The organism is Vitreoscilla sp. C1 (assembly GCF_002951955.2).
GTDB classification, from domain to species: domain Bacteria; phylum Pseudomonadota; class Gammaproteobacteria; order Burkholderiales; family Neisseriaceae; genus Vitreoscilla; species Vitreoscilla stercoraria.
On sequence record NZ_CP019644.2, the window covers coordinates 328,844 to 346,953 of the forward strand.

21 protein-coding genes are annotated in these 18,110 nt (G+C 43.5%); 10 read left to right on the plus strand and 11 right to left on the minus strand.

Annotation, left to right across the window (positions count from 1 at the left end; translation table 11 throughout):
• Positions 1-112: 112 nt before the first annotated feature.
• Both xerD and ADP71_RS01630 read right to left on the minus strand, forming a co-directional pair.
• Entirely contained in the window at positions 113-1,000 is an 888-nt protein-coding gene (xerD, locus tag ADP71_RS01625) for a site-specific tyrosine recombinase XerD (RefSeq protein WP_019959305.1), read from the minus strand.
• On the minus strand, positions 978-1,451 hold the full coding sequence (locus ADP71_RS01630; RefSeq protein WP_158667050.1) for a methylated-DNA--[protein]-cysteine S-methyltransferase: 474 nt from the start codon (positions 1,449-1,451) through the stop codon (positions 978-980). Before ADP71_RS01630 ends, xerD begins: the two co-directional genes overlap by 23 nt.
• Before the next feature lie 89 nt (positions 1,452-1,540).
• Between ADP71_RS01630 and ADP71_RS01635 the strand changes: the two genes are divergently transcribed.
• A complete protein-coding gene (locus ADP71_RS01635; protein WP_026353684.1) occupies positions 1,541-2,062 on the plus strand; it encodes a YbaK/EbsC family protein in 522 nt (173 codons plus the stop codon).
• The gene (locus tag ADP71_RS01640; RefSeq protein WP_019959302.1) at positions 2,046-2,642 is read left to right on the plus strand and encodes a hypothetical protein; all 597 of its coding nucleotides are present in this window, start codon (positions 2,046-2,048) and stop codon (positions 2,640-2,642) included. Before ADP71_RS01635 ends, ADP71_RS01640 begins: the two co-directional genes overlap by 17 nt.
• A 60-nt stretch (positions 2,643-2,702) precedes the next feature.
• Here the strand turns inward: ADP71_RS01640 and ADP71_RS01645 are convergent, their stop codons facing one another.
• Positions 2,703-3,161, minus strand: coding sequence for a CZB domain-containing protein (locus ADP71_RS01645; RefSeq protein ID WP_026353683.1), 459 nt, complete (start codon positions 3,159-3,161; stop codon positions 2,703-2,705).
• Between the two features lie 779 nt (positions 3,162-3,940).
• The gene (locus ADP71_RS01650; protein WP_019959300.1) at positions 3,941-4,144 is read right to left on the minus strand and encodes a cold-shock protein; all 204 of its coding nucleotides are present in this window, start codon (positions 4,142-4,144) and stop codon (positions 3,941-3,943) included.
• 230 nt (positions 4,145-4,374) lie between these two features.
• On the opposite strand from ADP71_RS01650, the gene clpS reads away from it, so the two are divergent.
• Positions 4,375-4,698 (plus strand): ATP-dependent Clp protease adapter ClpS, encoded by a 324-nt coding sequence (clpS, locus tag ADP71_RS01655; RefSeq protein ID WP_104931340.1) that lies wholly within the window; start codon positions 4,375-4,377, stop codon positions 4,696-4,698.
• Entirely contained in the window at positions 4,695-6,974 is a 2,280-nt protein-coding gene (gene clpA / locus ADP71_RS01660) for an ATP-dependent Clp protease ATP-binding subunit ClpA (RefSeq protein WP_104931341.1), read from the plus strand. The genes clpS and clpA overlap by 4 nt, the downstream gene beginning before the upstream one ends.
• 54 nt (positions 6,975-7,028) lie before the next feature.
• Here the strand turns inward: clpA and ADP71_RS01665 are convergent, their stop codons facing one another.
• From ADP71_RS01665 to purN, 6 genes are all read right to left on the minus strand, one after another.
• On the minus strand, positions 7,029-7,346 hold the full coding sequence (locus ADP71_RS01665) for a DUF2322 family protein (RefSeq protein WP_019959295.1): 318 nt from the start codon (positions 7,344-7,346) through the stop codon (positions 7,029-7,031).
• Between the two features lie 20 nt (positions 7,347-7,366).
• Positions 7,367-8,005, minus strand: coding sequence for a uracil phosphoribosyltransferase (upp, locus tag ADP71_RS01670; protein ID WP_019959294.1), 639 nt, complete (start codon positions 8,003-8,005; stop codon positions 7,367-7,369).
• Between the two features lie 249 nt (positions 8,006-8,254).
• Positions 8,255-8,563: a Grx4 family monothiol glutaredoxin gene (grxD, locus tag ADP71_RS01675; RefSeq protein ID WP_019959293.1), complete on the minus strand. Its 309-nt coding sequence runs from the start codon at positions 8,561-8,563 to the stop codon at positions 8,255-8,257.
• Positions 8,564-8,572: 9 nt separating this feature from the next.
• Positions 8,573-9,832 (minus strand): RsmB/NOP family class I SAM-dependent RNA methyltransferase, encoded by a 1,260-nt coding sequence (locus ADP71_RS01680; RefSeq protein WP_104931342.1) that lies wholly within the window; start codon positions 9,830-9,832, stop codon positions 8,573-8,575.
• Positions 9,833-10,513 carry a hypothetical protein gene (locus ADP71_RS01685; RefSeq protein ID WP_019959291.1) on the minus strand — a complete coding sequence of 227 codons (681 nt, stop codon included), beginning with the start codon at positions 10,511-10,513 and terminating at the stop codon, positions 9,833-9,835. It lies immediately after the preceding gene.
• 45 nt (positions 10,514-10,558) lie between these two features.
• Positions 10,559-11,191 (minus strand): phosphoribosylglycinamide formyltransferase, encoded by a 633-nt coding sequence (gene purN, locus ADP71_RS01690; protein WP_019959290.1) that lies wholly within the window; start codon positions 11,189-11,191, stop codon positions 10,559-10,561.
• Between the two features lie 85 nt (positions 11,192-11,276).
• On the opposite strand from purN, the gene ADP71_RS01695 reads away from it, so the two are divergent.
• The 6 genes from ADP71_RS01695 to ADP71_RS01720 all read left to right on the plus strand — a co-directional run bounded on the left by ADP71_RS01695 (position 11,277) and on the right by ADP71_RS01720 (position 17,124).
• On the plus strand, positions 11,277-12,092 hold the full coding sequence (locus ADP71_RS01695; protein ID WP_019959289.1) for a PPK2 family polyphosphate kinase: 816 nt from the start codon (positions 11,277-11,279) through the stop codon (positions 12,090-12,092).
• Positions 12,071-12,598, plus strand: coding sequence for a DNA-deoxyinosine glycosylase (locus ADP71_RS01700; RefSeq protein ID WP_237343033.1), 528 nt, complete (start codon positions 12,071-12,073; stop codon positions 12,596-12,598). The genes ADP71_RS01695 and ADP71_RS01700 overlap by 22 nt, the downstream gene beginning before the upstream one ends.
• A gap of 39 nt (positions 12,599-12,637) precedes the next feature.
• Positions 12,638-13,459: a YwqG family protein gene (locus tag ADP71_RS01705; RefSeq protein ID WP_104931344.1), complete on the plus strand. Its 822-nt coding sequence runs from the start codon at positions 12,638-12,640 to the stop codon at positions 13,457-13,459.
• 19 nt (positions 13,460-13,478) lie between these two features.
• A complete protein-coding gene (locus ADP71_RS01710; RefSeq protein WP_104931345.1) occupies positions 13,479-14,738 on the plus strand; it encodes a glutamate-5-semialdehyde dehydrogenase in 1,260 nt (419 codons plus the stop codon).
• 178 nt (positions 14,739-14,916) lie between these two features.
• Positions 14,917-15,777 (plus strand): protease HtpX, encoded by an 861-nt coding sequence (gene htpX, locus ADP71_RS01715; RefSeq protein ID WP_019959286.1) that lies wholly within the window; start codon positions 14,917-14,919, stop codon positions 15,775-15,777.
• 120 nt (positions 15,778-15,897) lie between these two features.
• Positions 15,898-17,124 (plus strand): glycosyltransferase family 9 protein, encoded by a 1,227-nt coding sequence (locus ADP71_RS01720; RefSeq protein WP_158667051.1) that lies wholly within the window; start codon positions 15,898-15,900, stop codon positions 17,122-17,124.
• A gap of 281 nt (positions 17,125-17,405) precedes the next feature.
• Here ADP71_RS01720 and ADP71_RS01725 read toward each other — a convergent pair whose 3' ends face one another.
• On the minus strand, positions 17,406-17,999 hold the full coding sequence (locus ADP71_RS01725; RefSeq protein ID WP_104931347.1) for a DUF4097 family beta strand repeat-containing protein: 594 nt from the start codon (positions 17,997-17,999) through the stop codon (positions 17,406-17,408).
• Between the last annotated feature and the right edge of the window lie 111 nt (positions 18,000-18,110).

An 18,110-nucleotide genomic window follows, 5' to 3' on the forward strand; every position in this document is an offset into this window, starting at 1 on the left:
CAAAATTTTTGATGAATATAAATGATTGGTATCCATTTTGGTGATTTTGATGGATAAAAAATATTTCAAATGGATATTGAGTAACAAGCGTCCTGTAAAACTGCCCAAGCCATCAAGCACGTGGATGGTGTTGGTCTATGAGGTGTTTTAAGCGTACATTGGCAACATGGGTATAAATTTGCGTGGTGTTGATGTCTGCATGCCCCAATAACATTTGCACCACACGCAAATCTGCGCCGTGATTGACCAAATGCGTGGCAAAAGCATGGCGCAATTTGTGTGGGCTTAAATTTTCGATGCCAATTTGGGTGGCGTATTTGTCCACAATTTGCCAAGCCAATTGGCGGGTCATGCCCACACGCTTTTGGCTGACAAACACAAAATCACACGGCTTTTGCTTTAACAACATTGGACGCGAGTGCAATAAATATGCTTCTAGCCATTCGCATGCCTCTTCGCCCAAAGGAATCAGACGCTGTTTGTCGCCTTTGCCAACAGTCGATACTACGCCTTGCTGTAAATCCAGATGGCTTAATTCTAAATTAATTGCTTCGGATACCCGCATGCCAGTGGCGTACATCATTTCGAGCAATGCTTTGTCACGCAAGCCATGCACATCATCCACATCAGGTGCTTCTAGCAAAGCATCCACTTGCGCTTCGGTGATGATGGGCGGCAAGCTGCGACCGATTTTGGGACGCTGCAAATAAAACAAAGGCTCTTGATGTTTGAGTTCTTGCTCGTTGAAGTAATTGTACAAACGTTTACAGGCCGACAAAGCTCGTGCTTGTGAAGTCGGTTTTTCTTCGTTTTTGAACAAAGCTTCACCCAATTGCACGCCATCGCAATTGAACCAATCGACTTTGTGTACTAAAAGACGGTCGTGGATTTTTTGCAAATCGCGGCGATACGCGTCCAAAGTGTTTTGGCTCAAACGGTCTTGCAACCACAATTGCTCTAGCAATAAATCGATGTAATCAGCTGGCGTGAGTGCGTTCATGTTCTAACAACCAATGTTTGATGGATAAAGTGTCGTCGCCTGTACCGCCTGAATAACCGCCAATGTGGTGTTGTCCGACAATGCGGTGACACGGGATAATCAACGGAACAGGATTGCGCTTGCAAGCTTGACCAACCGCTTGGGCTGCCGAGCCAATTTCTTTGGCAACATCGCCATAGGTGCGAGTTTGTCCGTAAGGGGTGTTTAACATTGCTTGCCACACTTTGCGGTCGTGTTCGCTGCCTTGAATCAAAATGTCGCCTTCAAAGCTTTGTAAGCGTCCTGTAAAGTAGGCATCGAATTGCGTTTGCCAAATCAGTGGCAAGGATGCATTGGCTTCTTGGTACAAATGAGGATAAGGTAAATCGACTTTGATTAAGACATCATCATTGAAACGCAATTGCAAACAGCCTAAAACAGGATGGATGTAATGGGTGAGGGTTGGTGTCATGACCGCTCCTTGCAAGAATGTTGAGCCCATTATACTTGAATCCGCCCTGTAACACCGTTAGGCTAATGCCTCCGATGGCAGACTAAAAAATGAAATGGGTTCAGATGGAAGATTTGTTGATGAGTGAGAGTGTGCAAAAAGTACACCATATTTTGGAAACCAAGCAAGTGGTACATCAGTTGCGTTTGCTGTCTGATAGCACTCGCACCGCACAAATGGCTGCCGATGTTTTGGGTTGTACGCCCAGCGAGATTGCCAGCTCTTTGATTTTTGAAGAAGCCACAACAGGACAATTGATTTTGATTGTGGCGTCAGGTGGCCATCGAGTGGATATAGACTTTGTGTCCCAACAATTGGGCAAAAATTTGCAAATGGCCAAAGGCAAACGCATCAAGCAAGAAGTCGGTTTTGCCATTGGTGGTGTGCCACCGTTGGCGCACAATCAGCCGTTGGAAACGTGGCTGGATGTGCGTTTGTTGCAATACCCTATTGTTTGGGCGGCAGCAGGTTCACCGTTTGCGGTATTTGGTGCCAATCCTCAAGAATTACAACGAGTCACAGGGGCGCAGTGGTTGGCGGTAGAGGAGGCGGACCTTGAACAATTGGCGTAAATGTTTTGCAGTGCTGGCGTTGGTCGTGAGTTTGAGTGCTTGCCAAAGTGTGTTGCCCAATCGGCAATTGGATTTTCAAGTGGATGGTGGTGCAGTGAAGTCGTTTCAAATGACCGAGCGTGGTGCATTGCCTGCCAGTGATGGCACATACCATGTCGAAAATTTGGGTTTGATGTTATACCAAGCAGATAATGGACAGCTTGAGTATGCTTGGAATTTTGTTGTCAATGTGGAGAAAAAAGCACCTAGTCATATTCAAGTGTCACAAGTATTGAATGATGGTACGGCACAGGCTTTGATTACAGATGAGTTTTTGAGTGACAAGCGTGGTGATGCGTGGCGCAACTTGGATGATGGCAGTCGCAGTCAGGTATTGGCACAGCGTTGGCATGCAGTGTCTAAGGGCAAAAATATGGCACAAGTGGCTTGGCTCAATCAGCCCGAGACAGAAACCATGTTTGTGTTCAAAATTGAAATTCAAGCACAAGACGGCTCACGCTCTGTATTGTACCAACCGATGGTATTGGCCCCAGACAGCAAGCAACAATATTTGAAACTGATGGCGCAAATTCCCTCTTAATTTGGTTGATGAAAAAAGCGTCCTGTAAACCATTACAGGACGCTTGGAAGCGATTGTTTTTTAAGCGTCAACTTTGTTAGGCTCGTTGTGAACGGCTTCTAATAAGTCTGCAAAGCTGTGTCCAACTTTGCTAGACAGTTCTGGTAAAGTGCGTTTGGTAATGACAATTGCTTCGGCAAAATAGCCTTTTTCATGTAAACGCACCGCTTCACCTGCGCATTGGTGAAATTCAGCATGTTTTTTACGTAGCAATTCGTATTCTGGATAATTATGGTATTCCGTGCCCGGACCGTAAATCCACTGACCCACTTTGCAACGGTTGTCTGCACTCACTTGTTCGCAACCATAATTGGTTAAATTATGTTCACGCAGAGCTTGGAACCAATTTTCACGCCACGCAATATGGGCTTTGATGGCTTCATCAATAGGCAGACCGCCTAATACCAATTCTTCTTTTGGCATGGGTAGGGGTGCTTCTTCGCCTTTTAACAACAGATCAATCCAAGTATCTAAATTCATGTTTTCTTCCCAATCAAGTTGATGATGCAGCTTAAAATGCAGCAATAGCAAATATTTACCTTTATGTGCGGCATACATTTATATGTATTTGAATACGACGAGTTACTGCTTTAACTTGTACCGTGATTTAGAGAAGCTTGCTTTAATTCAAGTCAAAGAAATGATATCGCTATTTTTAAAGCGGCCTTTGTATGGCTTTGGAATGATGGATAGTGAATAATTGATATTTTGAATCATTCAAGTTGATAAGAGTGTTGTTTTTTTGAGAATTAAAAAATTCCAAATAAATATTTAGAGGAGGTTTTTTGTTTGGATTGGCCTCAAATGTAGCGACATGCCAAACGTCATGTGGCTGTTGATGTTTGCTACGATGAGTATAAAATTGTAAGTTATTTGCCGAGGATGAAAATTTTCAGGACGCTTGTGTTAAATCGTGTTGGCATAAAGCTTATAAAGAATGGTTACTATTATATTTTTGTTGTTTTTAGAGCGGTAATCATCCTATAGCTGGAGGATTTATCACATTGGCAGCCAAAGATTATTTATTAAAATGTGGCATGTTACAGTCAGTAAATTCAAAGCGTAGCCGCATCACTTTGATACGATTTTGTAAGGGCGTATTTGAAACCTTACCATGTGGATAGAGCATGATTTCAAGACAAAAAATAAGAGCACAGTTACTGTGCTCTTATTTTTGCTGTAACATGGTTTTGAAGTAAAACTTTGCAACAGGCTCTATTCTAAATCACCACACGCTAGGGTAGTGAATTTCAGGCTAATTATGCAGCTTGAATGTTTGAAGCTTGTTTGCCTTTAGGGCCTTCAGTTACATCAAAGCTTACGCGTTGACCTTCTTTTAAGGTTTTGAAGCCGTTCATGTTGATAGCTGAGAAGTGAGCGAACAAATCTTCGCCACCTTCATCAGGAGTGATGAAACCAAAACCTTTAGCGTCGTTAAACCATTTAACAGTACCTGTTGCCATTGAAACTTCCTAACTCTATAAAACAATTATTTTGAAAATGTGAGCCAAACACATCAACCTTGGAGGTGAGTGATGTTTGCCACTGATGACGTTTTACCGTTATTTACCCTAATGAGTCAAGCACAGTTTGCGAAAAATTTAAAAACTGCGCACAATGAAACATAAAACTAACACAAATTTTTTACTTTGAAGTGAACAATCATTATCTTATGACAACGGAAATAAAAGTGATGGTATCCCATCCTGTAAATGAAACATCAGTTGAGTCTACAACCCTATTGGCACAGCAATTGGTTCCGCCAAAACAATATGCTGTTTATTTGTTAAATGATGACTTTACGCCCATGGATTTTGTGATGTATGTGTTGCAAAATATTTTCTTTATGGACGAATCTCAGGCCTTTGCTTTGATGATGATGGTGCATGAACAAGGCAAAGGATTGTGTGGTATTTATAGTTGGGATATTGCGACAACCAAACAAAGTCAGGTGATGGATTTGGCTTTTGACAATGAGCATCCGTTGCAATGCACAGTAGAGGAGGCAGTTGTATGATTTCCACAGAATTAGAACAAACTTTACAAGAAGCTTACACAAATGCTCGAGTTAAACGTCATGAGTTTATCGGTGTGGAGCACTTATTATTGGCTTTGCTAGACAATGATTCGGCTCACAAAGCATTAGTGGGTTGTCATGTAAACATTGAACTTTTACAAGAACGATTGACCGAATGTATTGTCAATGAAACCCCGAATGTTCCAGCGCATATGATGGAGCAGATCGAGACAAAACCAACTATGGGGTTCCAGCGTGTGTTGCATGCGGCCATTTCTCACTCTCAAAGTGCAGGGAAAAAAGAGGTAACAGGCGCAGATGTGTTGGTTGCGGTTTTTTCAGAACGTGAATCTCATGCGGTTTATTTTTTAAACCAGCAGTCAATCACGCGTTTGGATGTGATGCGTTATTTGGCTCATGGCATCGAGCCTGAAAGAGCACCGCCTCCGCCCCTACAAGGGAATGAGTATGGAAAGGAAGCTTCCATGGACAATGCTTTGCAGCAATACACTACTAATTTGAACAGTGAAGTTTTGGCTGGTCGTGTGGATCCATTGATTGGGCGAGCGCATGAAATGTTGCGCATCACGCAAATCTTGGGTCGCCGACGTAAAAATAATCCTTTATTGGTCGGCGAGGCTGGCGTCGGTAAAACCGCGTTGGCAGAAGGCTTGGCTTACCAAATCGTACATAAGCAAGTGCCAGAGCATTTAGAAAATGCAATTGTATTTTCTTTAGACATGGGCGCTTTGCTGGCAGGCACCAAATATCGTGGTGATTTTGAAGCCCGTATTAAAGCGGTGCTGAAAGAATTAACCGAACTTTCTAACGCCATTTTATTTGTCGATGAAATTCATACCATCATTGGTGCAGGCAGTGTGTCTGGTGGCACGATGGATGCGTCTAATTTGCTCAAACCTGCTTTGGCAAAAGGTCAGTTGCGCTGTATTGGTGCGACGACTTACCAAGAATACCGCACCATTTTTGACAAAGACCATGCTTTGAGTCGCCGTTTTCAAAAAGTGGATGTGGTGGAGCCAACAGCAGAAGAGACAGTGGCGATTTTACGCGGCCTGAAAACTTCGTTTGAAAGCTATCACAATGTGCGTTATACCAATGAAGCTTTGGAAGCGGCTGTGAGTTTATCGGTGCGTTATTTGAATGAGCGTTTCTTGCCTGATAAGGCGATTGATGTGATTGATGAAGCGGGTGCGGCGCAAAAAGTGAAGCCTAAAGGCAAGCAGCGCAAAACCATTGGACGTGAACAAATTGAAGAAATCATCGCTAAAATGGCGCGGATTCCTGAAAAAACGGTTTCTTCTAGCGATAAAAATACCTTGCAATATTTGGGTCGCAATTTGAAAAACATGGTATTTGGTCAAGACAAAGCCATTGAAGCTTTGGTCAATGCCATTAAAATGTCTCGCTCAGGTTTGGGTCATCCTGATAAACCAATTGGCAGCTTCTTGTTTTCAGGTCCAACAGGTGTGGGTAAAACAGAAGTGTCTAAGCAATTGGCCTACAATTTAGGCATCCCGTTCTTGCGTTTTGATATGTCTGAATACATGGAGCGTCATGCCGTTTCTCGTTTGATTGGTGCGCCTCCAGGTTATGTGGGTTATGAAGAAGGTGGTTTGTTAACCGAAGCCATCAGCAAACAACCTTATTCAGTGTTGTTATTGGACGAAATTGAAAAAGCCCATCCTGATATTTTCAATGTGTTGTTGCAGGTAATGGATCATGGCACTTTGACCGATAACAACGGTCGCAAAGCCGATTTTCGCAATGTCATCATTATCATGACAACCAATGCAGGCGCGACGGCGTTGATCAAACAAAACATTGGTTTTGCCAATGCCAAATCGGTAGGGGATGAAATGGCTGAAATCAACAAATTGTTCAGCCCAGAATTCCGCAATCGTTTGGATGCGACTGTGTCTTTTGCTGCTTTGAACGAGCAAATCATCACACAAGTGGTCGAGAAATTCTTGTTGCAATTAGAGCAACAATTGTTGCAAAAGCAGGTGGATGTTGAGTTTACCGATGGATTGAAAGCTTATTTGGGTAAAAAAGGTTTTGATCCGCAAATGGGTGCGCGCCCTATGGGCCGTTTGATTCAATCGACCATTCGTAAGGCTTTGGCTGATGAGTTGTTGTTTGGGAAGTTGGCTGAAGGTGGTCGCGTGATTGTGGATTGGGATGAAAAAATCGATGGTATTCAATTGATTTTCCCAACTGCTAAAAGCGATCGAGAGTTAGCGCAAGCTGTTCATTAATGAGTATGACAAGCAAAAAAAACCGCCATTTGGCGGTTTTTTATTGGGCAAACATTATTTAGAAATGGGTTCTAAGCGCCATTGCAATGCATTGTTTTGTACTTGGATGAGCAAATCCACATTAGGATGCTTGCCTGGATTTTGGACAGCATCTTCTACATGTTCTGCAAACCATGTCAAACCTTGTTCAGCGGCCTGTACGTTCAATACACCGTTAAATTGAGCGGCCAAAGCATTGTATAACTTTAAGCTGCCCAATTTGCCTGTTACAGCAGGAATGTGGTGTACCAATTGACCATCGGCAGAAATCACGTTCAGGCCGCTTAAATCGTCTACGTTGGCAAATGTTGCTAAGTAATCATTGAAATTCATGTTTGTCCTTATTCAAGGGTTTAATGGTGAACCGTACCGAAAATTTTGTCGCCTGCATCGCCCAAGCCCGGAATGATGTAGCCGTTTTCATTCAAATGGCTGTCTAAAGCTGCGGTGTAAATGGTCACATCAGGATGGGCATCGTTGACCACTTTCACGCCTTCAGGCGCAGCCACAATCACCAAAGCTTTGATGTCTTTACAGCCTTTGCTTTTCAACAAATCAATGGTCGCTACCATAGAGCCGCCTGTAGCGAGCATTGGGTCGATGATTAACGCAGTGCGCTCAGACACATTCGGTACGAATTTGTCGAAATATGACACAGGTTGCAAGGTTTCTTCATCGCGTTGTAAGCCGACCACGCTGATTTTGGCAGTTGGCAACATGTCCATTACGCCATCAAGCATGCCGATGCCAGCACGCAAAATCGGTACGATGGTGACAGTTTTACCTTTGATTTGTTTGCCTTGAATGATATTGCCTTCCCAGCCCATCATGTCGTAGTCTTCAATGGGAAAGTCGCGCGTGGCTTCATAAGCCATTAAACGAGCCAGTTCATTGGTCAAGGTACGGAATTTGTAAGTGGAACAATCTTGTTGGCGCATTAAGCTTAATTTGTGTTGTACCAAAGGATGGTCGATGATGCATAAATTGGACATGGTGATGCCTTTTAGGGTTAATGAATGGTTGAATGAGGTTTATATTGCTGGATGGTATCAATGGGCATGTGAGCGATATTGGCGTGATTTTGAGTTTACAGGACGCTTAAATCATTTAAACGTCATGAATATACCCTTATTAATTTACAAATTGGCTGCCAGATTGGATGATTTTCCAAATCTGTGCAGCCAACTCATATACCAGCAATCATGGGTAAGGGAATGGATGTACATTCCGCTTGCTGCAGATTACTCTGCTAAAAGGCTTTGCAATTCGCCTGCTTCGAACATTTCCAACATGATGTCAGAGCCGCCCAAAAACTCACCGTTCACATACAATTGCGGAATGGTAGGCCAGTTAGCAAATTCTTTGATACCTTGACGAATACCTTCATCCATCAATACGTTCACAGTGTGAAAGTCGGTGCAGCCAGCTGCTGCCAAAATTTGCACTGCACGAGAAGAAAAGCCGCATTGTGGAAAGCGTTTGTCGCCTTTCATGAATAAAACAACTTTGTGACTGCTAACGATGTCTTGAATGGTTTTTTGCACGCTCATGTGTGTTTCCTAAGATGAAGATTTTTGCAATACCGCTGCGAAAAAGCCGTCGGTATGGTGGGTTGCAGGGCTCATTTGTAAATATTCGCCTGTATTGAGCGGTATTTTATAACCGTTCAGCAATTCGCTGCAATTAACCAAGCTGAATTCTGGATGGCTGGCCAAGAATTTTTCCACTTGTTGTTGGTTTTCTTCTGCCAAAATACTGCAAGTGGCATAAACCAAATAACCGCCGCGTTTGACCAATTTGGCAGCAGATACCAAAATGCGTTGCTGGATTTCGACCAATTCGTCAATGCTTTGTGGGCTTTGACGGTATTTCAAATCTGGGTTGCGGCGCAAAGTGCCCAAACCTGAACAAGGTGCATCTACCAACACGCGATCGGCTTTGTTCCACAATTTTTTCAAACGCAAATCACGCTCGTGATCCAAGCGTTGAGGTGTGATGTTGCCCACGCCCGCACGTGCAATACGTGGTTTGATATTGGCCAAGCGTTTTTCAGAAACATCCATGGCATACAAGCGGCCTGTATTGTTCATCATGGCTGCCAATGCCAAGGTTTTACCGCCTGCGCCTGCGCAAAAGTCCACTATCACTTCACCGCGTTTGGCGCCAGAAAGCAAAGCCAACAATTGGCTGCCTTCGTCTTGTACTTCAATCACGCCATCTAAGAACAATGGGTTTTTGTTCAAAACAGCTTTGTCTTGGAAGCGAATGCCCCATGGCGAAAATGGTGTGGCTTGGGCTTTAAAACCTTCAGTTTCCAATTGTGCCAAGACTTTTTCACGTTTGCCTTTTAAGGTGTTCACGCGTGTGTCTAATGGCGCAGCTTGGCTTAAAGCTTGTCCCAATGTCACGATTTCTTCATCGCTGTATTGACCTTGCATGCGTTCAATTACCCACTCAGGCAATTCGCTGGCAGTGTGTAATTGATCGGCAAAACCTGCACGAGCGGCTTTCAGGTCGCTTAATTTTTGGCGTTCGTCTTCGCTTAAAATGCTGCTCAATGAGCCTATGCTTACACCGCGAGCGATGACCAAAGCGCCCAATGCCAACAAGCGTACAGGTGCTTTTTTGCCAAAAAAGGCATGTAATTTTTGCCAATGGCGCAAAGCCGCATAAACGGTTTCCGCAATCTCATGACGGTCTTGGCGACCCAGTTTGCGATGATCTTTGAAGAATTTCGACAAAATCACATCAGCAGGCGATTGGAAAAAACGAATCTCGGTCAAAAGGCGTTCGGTATGGACTAATTGTTGATTGTTCATTTAGTATTTCTTGCCGTCTAAAGTGGCGGCGGTTAAGTTGAGTTGGTAGGTTGTGCCATCATCGGTATAACGAATCAAAGCTGGAATATTGCCCATGCTAGGTGCTAAGCCGTACTCCATGACATCGCCACCACGAGTGGCTTTGTACATGTTGACAGGCAGGCTTTGACCTTTGAATTTCACATTTTGTGAGCCATTAGGACGAATATTGGTGTTTTCGTTATACACTTTTTTACCATTGGTAAATTGTGACACACCTGTGAGTTTGCCGTCGTTCAAAGCCAATTGCCACGCCAGACTAAATAAGTCCATAGGCGTACCACGCATAGGCGCAGTTTGGCTTTGACCAGCTTTGCCATAAGTAATGGTTTTGCTGCCGTGGTTGAACAAGGCTTGTGCATACAGTTTGCCGCGACGGGTGTCGCTATAACGTTGTGGCACCATTTGGTTGCCATTCATACTGCCGTTAGAGGCAAATTGCATACTGTAAAGCGGGATTTTGAAGATGGTTTGGATGCTATAAGCATTGGCATTGCGGCTGAAATTCATGTTGGCCGTCACGCCACCATTACCTGAATACGTTAAGGCTGCTTTATTGGGAAATTGGGTTTCATTGGCCATTGCAATGCTGCTCAGTAGCGCTGCGCTGACACCTAACATCATGGTCCATTTTTGCATCATTATCACACCTTCATTTGAAAAATCAAATTATTTCATTTGGTTGGCTTAGTAAGCCAAAAGTTTGTTTTGTGCGTCAGTTGGTTGCGCATTGATGACTTTACCATCTTGCACACTTAAGCGTCCTGTAACAAAATCAGCCACTGCTTGTGGATATAATTGATGTTCCACAGTCAAAATGCGTGCCGCCAAATCATCCGCACTGTCATCAGGCAAAATTGGCACTGCCCCTTGCGAAATAATCGGACCGTGATCCAATTCAGGTGTGACAAAATGCACCGTGCAACCTGCCAATTTACAACCCGCATCAATGGCAGCTTGGTGGGTGTGCAAACCTTTGAATGATGGTAACAAAGATGGGTGTATGTTCAACATGCGATTTTGATAATGTAAGCAAAAGTTTGCTGTCAAAATGCGCATAAAACCTGCCAAAACCACCAAATCAGGTTGGTAAGCATCAATGACTTGTTGTAGCTGAGCATCGAAGGCTTCGCGGTTGTCAAAGTCGCGGTGATTCAAGACTGCCGTGGCAATACCACGCTCTTGTGCCCAAGCCAAACCACCAGCATCAGGACGATTGCTAATCACGGCTACAATCTTAGCGCCTATAATATTGGCATTTACGATAGACTGCATATTACTGCCGCGGCCAGAAATCAAAATCACCACATTTTTATTCATATTTGGTATGGTCCTGCCGTTTTTAAGCGGCCTGTAAATCATCAAGCTGCATATTATAACTGACAGTGACTTGAAAGGAAAAAACATGATTTTGGATGTTCAACAATTGAAAGTGAATGCAAGGAAAAAATGGCGTTGGGAAAACCATCCAACACAATGGAAAGAAGGCTTGCCGCCAACGAAAAAAGAGCGGCAAGCTTTGGCGCAAACATTGTCTTCACAATTGAATGATTGGCAAGAAAAACTGCATGCAGAAGGGCAGCGCAAAGTATTGGTGATTTTACAAGGTATGGATACTTCGGGCAAAGATGGCACCATACGGTCAGTTTTTCAAAACGTGGATCCTTTGGGCGTGCGTGTTGAAGCATTCAAGTCTCCCACTAGCACTGAATTGGCACGGGATTATTTGTGGCGGGTGCATCAAGTGGTGCCTAAGAATGGGGAAATGGTGATTTTCAATCGCAGCCATTACGAAGATGTGTTGGTGACACGAGTCAAAGGTTGGATTGATGAGAAAGAAGAAGTGCGACGCATTCGTCATATCAATGAATTTGAGCGCATGTTGAGTGAAACAGGCACAGAAATTATCAAAATTTTTCTTAATATTTCCAAAGAAACCCAGCGCGAACGCTTACAACAACGTTTAGATATTCCTGAGAAAAATTGGAAATTTGCGTTGAGCGATGTTGAAGACCGCCATTTGTGGTCTGCTTTTCAAAATCAATATGCGCAAGTTGTCTCCAAAACAGCAACGCCTTATGCACCTTGGTATGTGATTCCTGCTGATTCTAAAAGCGGTCGTGATGTGATGGTGTTACAAATTTTATTAGCACATTTGCAAGCGATGAACCCTCAATTTCCACAAGTAGACAGAGCCTTATGGCCACAAACCATCGATTAATGGGTGATGATACATGGAAACAATCGTTCAAACCGATTGTTGGTACAGAGCCGAAAGTGATGATTCTGGGTTCTCTGCCAGGGGATGCTTCTTTGCAAAAACAGCAGTATTACGCCCATCCACGCAATCAATTTTGGCGATTGCTGGGTGATTGTTGCGGGGTAGATTTGCAAAGTTTTGAATATGCAGACAAAATAGATTATCTACAACGAATGCCTTTGATTTTATGGGATGTGATTGACAAGGCCAAGCGTCAAGGCAGCTTAGACAGTGCCATACATCAAGCACATACTCATGATTTGCCCGCCTTGCTATTGCAATATCCCAGTATTGAGCAAGTTTGGTTTAATGGACAGCAGGCGGCGAAATTGGGTCAGCGGCAATTGCTGAATGCGGCGATGGTACAAGTGGTTTTGCCTTCTAGCAGCCCTGCTTATACTGTGCCGTATGCGCACAAACTTTCGCATTGGCAACAGGCTTGGCAACAGTTGTTTGTACCTGATTGACGATAAAAATGGTGTGATGCAATCAAAAGGAGCGGCGGTATGGATAAAGCAGAAATGGCCAGCTTGTTCGAGGCTTTCAAGCTGAATGAATTGTGGACGCATTTGATACCCAAGCTTAGCGAGGGCATCAAGATGAAGTTAGAGCCGTATGTGCATGTGAATGTGGGTGGCAGTAAAATTGGTGGCATGCCAGATTTGCCCGATAGCATCGCTTGGCCACATGCGTATGAGCAGCCTTTGGCATTTGTGGCGCAAATCAATTTGTCAGAAGTGACGGAATGGGATTTGGACGAAAAGCTGCCGACTTCAGGTTGGTTGTATTTTTTCTATGATGCACTCAATGAGCATTGGGGCAATGTGCCGGAGGATTATTGGCATTTTGCTGTACGCTATTTTGATGGCGATATCAGTCAATTAAAACCTGCGGTGCCGCCTGAAAAATTGGCGTCAGAAAATCAATTTTTAAGTGCCAATACGGTGTTTTATCCACAAACCACGTTTCCCGATGAAAGCAGCGTGGCATGGCCTAAAGTTGGCTTGACGCGCAAGCAATGGATGTCATTGGGTGATTTAGAAGAGCATGTGTATGAGCTCAATTCAGGCCGCTACAACCAGTTATTAGGCCACTCGACCAATTTACAGTCGGGGATGGAGCAATTGTGTGTGCAAATGTCACAGCATTTTTTTGAAACCGAACATGGCTCGGCAGATGATTGGGTTTTGCTATTGCAGCTAGACAGCAATGACAAAGAATGTGGCATGATGTGGGGTGATTGTGGCGTCCTGTATTTTTGGATACGTGAACAAGATTTAGCGCAGCGACGTTTTGAAAAATGTTGGTGCGTGATGCAATGTTTTTAAAGAATCAAAAGGGATAAAAATGACAGATGTGGTGGCGTTGGTGCGCCAATATGCTGTGGATGCCAAAGCCGCTTCGCGCGTGTTGGCAGCCGCTTCAACAGCACAAAAAAACCAAGCTTTGTTGGCAATGGCAGATTTGCTAGAGCAGGCGCAAGCCGATATTTTGACTGCCAATGCCAAAGACATTGAGGCCGCTGAGCAAAATGGCTTGGATGCGGCAATGGTTGATCGCCTGCGTTTGACGGAAAAATCTGTGGCGCAAATGGCAGAGGGTGTGCGCCAAGTGGCAGCTTTGGCAGACCCTGTGGGCGAAATGGACGAATTCAAAACGTTGCCCAATGGTTTGCAATTGGGAAAAATGCGCGCGCCTTTGGGCGTGGTGGGCATGATTTATGAATCTCGCCCTAATGTGACCATTGATGCGGCGGTATTGTGTTTGAAATCTGGCAATGCGTGTTTGTTGCGTGGTGGTTCTGAATCGTTTTACAGCAATCAAGCCATTGCGAAGGTGATTTACCAAGCCTTGGCGCAAAGCGGCTTGCCTGAAGCGTGCGTGCGCTTGTTTGAAACCAAAGACCGAGCTGCTGTGGGTGTGATGTTGGGTTTGAGTGATTTGATTGACGTCATCATTCCACGTGGCGGCAAAGGTTTGGTCAAGCGTGTGACCGAAGAGGCGCGCATGCCTGTGATCAAACATTTGGATGGCGTGTGCCATGTGTTCATCAATCACGATGCCGATTTGGACATGGCGCAGTCTATTGCGTTGAATGCCAAAACTTCACGTTACGGCACATGCAACACCATGGAAACCTTATTGGTACATCAAAACATTGCTCAAGATGTGTTGCCACGTTTACAGGACGCTTATCAAGCCAAAGGTGTTCAATTGCGTGGTTGTGAGCGCACACAAAGCGTCCTGAAAGACATTGTTGCTGCCACCGAAGAAGATTGGTTCACCGAATATTTGGCACCAGTTTTGTCGATTCGTGTCGTGGATGATTTGGATGCTGCCATGGCTCACATTAACCATTATGGCAGCCATCATACCGACAGCATTGTCACCAATTCGTATGCTGATATGCAGCGTTTTTTGCGTGAAGTCGATTCTGCTAGCGTGATGGTCAATGCATCGACTCGTTTTGCCGATGGTTTTGAATATGGCTTGGGTGCGGAAATTGGCATTTCAACCGATAAAATTCATGTGCGCGGTCCTGTGGGCTTGCATGGTTTGACCAATCAAAAATGGATTGTTTTGGGCTCAGGTCAGATCCGTATTTGAGGCCTATCAGATAATTGTGACAATTTTATGTAGAATTTTTGCATTAAATCATGGACGCTATATGCGTCCATTTGTATGTAAAATTGATTAAATTTGATACAAAAACACCATTTTGCCTTAATATGGTTTTTTGATTTCAAGCACACTTCTTTGAAGAAAATATAAAAAAAGGGATTATATGAAACGAATATTTTTATTCATCCTAACCAACTTGGCAGTGATGGCGGTCATTACCATCATTGCTTCGATTTTGGGTATCAGTGGCAATCCTAACAATTTGATGGGCTTGCTGGCATTTTCAGCTTTGGTGGGTTTTACAGGTTCCATCATTTCTTTGTTGATGTCTAAATGGGTGGCTAAAAAATCAACTGGCGCACAAGTGATTGAGCAGCCTGCGAATGAAATGGAAGCATGGTTGGTCAATACGGTCGAAAATCAAGCCCGTCAATTGGGTTTGAAAACACCTGAAGTGGCGATTTATGATGCGCCTGAGCCTAATGCATTTGCCACAGGTCCAAGCAAAAACAATTCTTTGGTAGCTGTGAGCACTGGTTTGATGCACAGCATGACGCGTGATGAAGTTGAGGCTGTTTTGGCGCATGAAGTGGCACACGTTGCCAATGGTGACATGGTGACCATGACGTTGATTCAAGGCATTGTGAACACGTTTGTGTATTTCTTGGCGAGCGTGGTGGCGAACATTGTGTCGAGCGCTTTGAGCAGTGATGATGAAGAAGGTCAAGGTTATGGCTCTATGGCTTATTTTATCATTCAAATGGTATTGCAATTGGTGTTTGGTTTCTTGGCAAGTTTCATCGTGATGTGGTTCAGCCGCCAGCGCGAATACCGTGCGGACGAAGGTGCAGCGCAATTGGTGGGTGCGCCTAAAATGATTGCGGCTTTAGAGCGTTTGAAAGGTGGCGGTAGTTCTTTGCCGCCTGAAATGAATGCCATGGGTATTTCTGGTGGCGAAAAAGACTCTTTGTTGAGTACCCATCCAACATTGGATAATCGTATTGCAGCATTGCAAAATCAATAAATAATCATCATGAAACAGCGTCCTGTAAATTTACAGGACGCTTTTTTTGTCGTTTTTGAATATCATTCAATTAAAATATTGGCTTATAACATGTTGTCTTTCAAGATAGATGAACAGAATATGAAAACTGAGTTGAAAAAATGGAATCGCAAAAGAAATTATGCTTTGAAAACGTTAAAGCTCAAACTAAAGTATTTTTTGCCGATATTGGTATTGAATCAAATCAAAGCCAAACAAACCATTCAAGATGTTTCAAATATTAAAAAAATTTTAGTGGTACGCAATGATTTGATTGGCGATATGGTCTTAAGCACGCCTTTATTGCGCAATTTGTTTGAGCATGGTTATGAAGTGTATGTGGTTTCTAAAGCCCAAGCTTTGAGCATGATTGAAAATAAGGATTATGTTGCAGGCAGTTTTGTTTATAACGATGCTTCGTGGAAACACGTCTTTGAATCGATTAAAAATGTCAGACAACACCGATTTGATTTGGTGATTGATATGAAATTGTCTTCTAAAACAGAGCATATTTGGTTTTGTGCTTGGATGAAAACGCCTGTGTTAATGGGTTTTAATAAAAGCAATGTCAAAGCTTATAATATTAGCCATTCATATCGAAATCCAGAAGCGCATATTAGCCGTTCTTTTGAAAGTATTTATACCAAACTGGGTATTCATGCCAAACCACATGCTTATGATGTTTCTGTTCCTGCCGCTGTTCGAAGTCATACTCAGGCATTTTTACAATCCGCATGGCCTCATCAGGTTGATACCAATTCTAAATTGATTGTATTGAACCCGTTTGGGAGTAAGTCCGATCGCTGGTTGTCTGAGGCACAAATTGCGGTGATATTGGCTTTTTTCTCAGCGCATAAAGTGGTTTTAATTGGTGAATATGCCAAAATTTCAGCCATCACCACGCCCAATCATGTCAAAGCGTTTCAATCTAAAGGTGTTTTGGATATCACGGCATTGATTGAAATGGCGGATTGTATGGTGACGGTTGATACGGCGATTGTACATATTGCCAGTGCCTTGCAAAGCAAGATGATTGCTTTTTATAAAGAAACGCCACTCATGCGTCCTGATGCCATTTTAAATGAAGACCAACAGCTCAAACAATCGAAGTATGAGTTTGAGCGTTTGGCACAAGATTATCCTAATATTAGACACAATCATCAGCCCTTAGCCAAACACGTACAATTTAAAATGTATGCACCCAATCATCCACAAGCAGTACAAAAAGTATTCACTTGCCATCGCATTGATGCGGTGTCTTGTGAACATTTGCAACAAGAGTTAGGTGATGCATGGCAGCAATTGATGCAAGAAAATCACGCTGTCTAGCGTGTGAACGCTGGCAAGATTTCATCAGAGCTTATTGGAGCTGCCGGAATATTTGGGAGGCTGTTTATCTTGTGTGATGCTGGTTAGGTTGGTTTTTCAATGGACAATCAAGATGTCATTTAAAATTTGGTTGGTGAAAAACCATCGAGTCTCCTAAACGCCACAGATGAGGCCAATTGGTTGAGTTTGATGTGGCGTAACGCGATACAGAGATGACCGTTGGTGCGGTCATCGGTAATGAGCAAAATGGTGCGTAGGCTTTTGTTGCCATTCACAACCGATTACATATTGCTACATTGTCCCATCTTGCGACCTGTAACTTGATTTTGATTGCCGGTTGGATTTTGTGAGTTGCGTTTGCATTCTAAATCACCGCTGACATGATTGCCTGACAACAACAAGCGTCCTGTATTGCGTTCCAATTCCAAATCGCCACTGATGGTATTGGCATTCAAACGCGAAGTTTGTCCTTTGTCTATTTTCAAATCACCACTGATGCGATTGCGGTCGAATTCGGCTTCACCGCTGGTATATTCTAAATCCACATTACCGTGTACCGTATTTTCCACCAAACGCACCCGAGTGCCTCGTTCCAAATCAACATCGCCATTGATGGTATTTTTAATCATCACCACTTCTTTGAAACGATTGCGCGACTCCACATCACCATCCACAACACTGTTGGTTAAGGTCAAAGTCGCACCGGGTAAAATAATCACATCGCCACGCACATTCACCTCTGACAAACTACAACTGCCTGAGATGCGCACATCGCCTTGAATGGTACGATTTTTGATACTGCTGCTACATGTTTCATTCGCCATGGCAACATTTGCCGCCAATAAAAACACTGTCAATGCAATCAGCTTTTTCATGATTGAGCCTTTCTTATGTTTAGATGTATTGGGACAGTACGATGACCATCATCGGTATTTTGACACAATACTTTTTTTAGTCTTGGCCTGCGTTAGAAAATTCAAATAAAT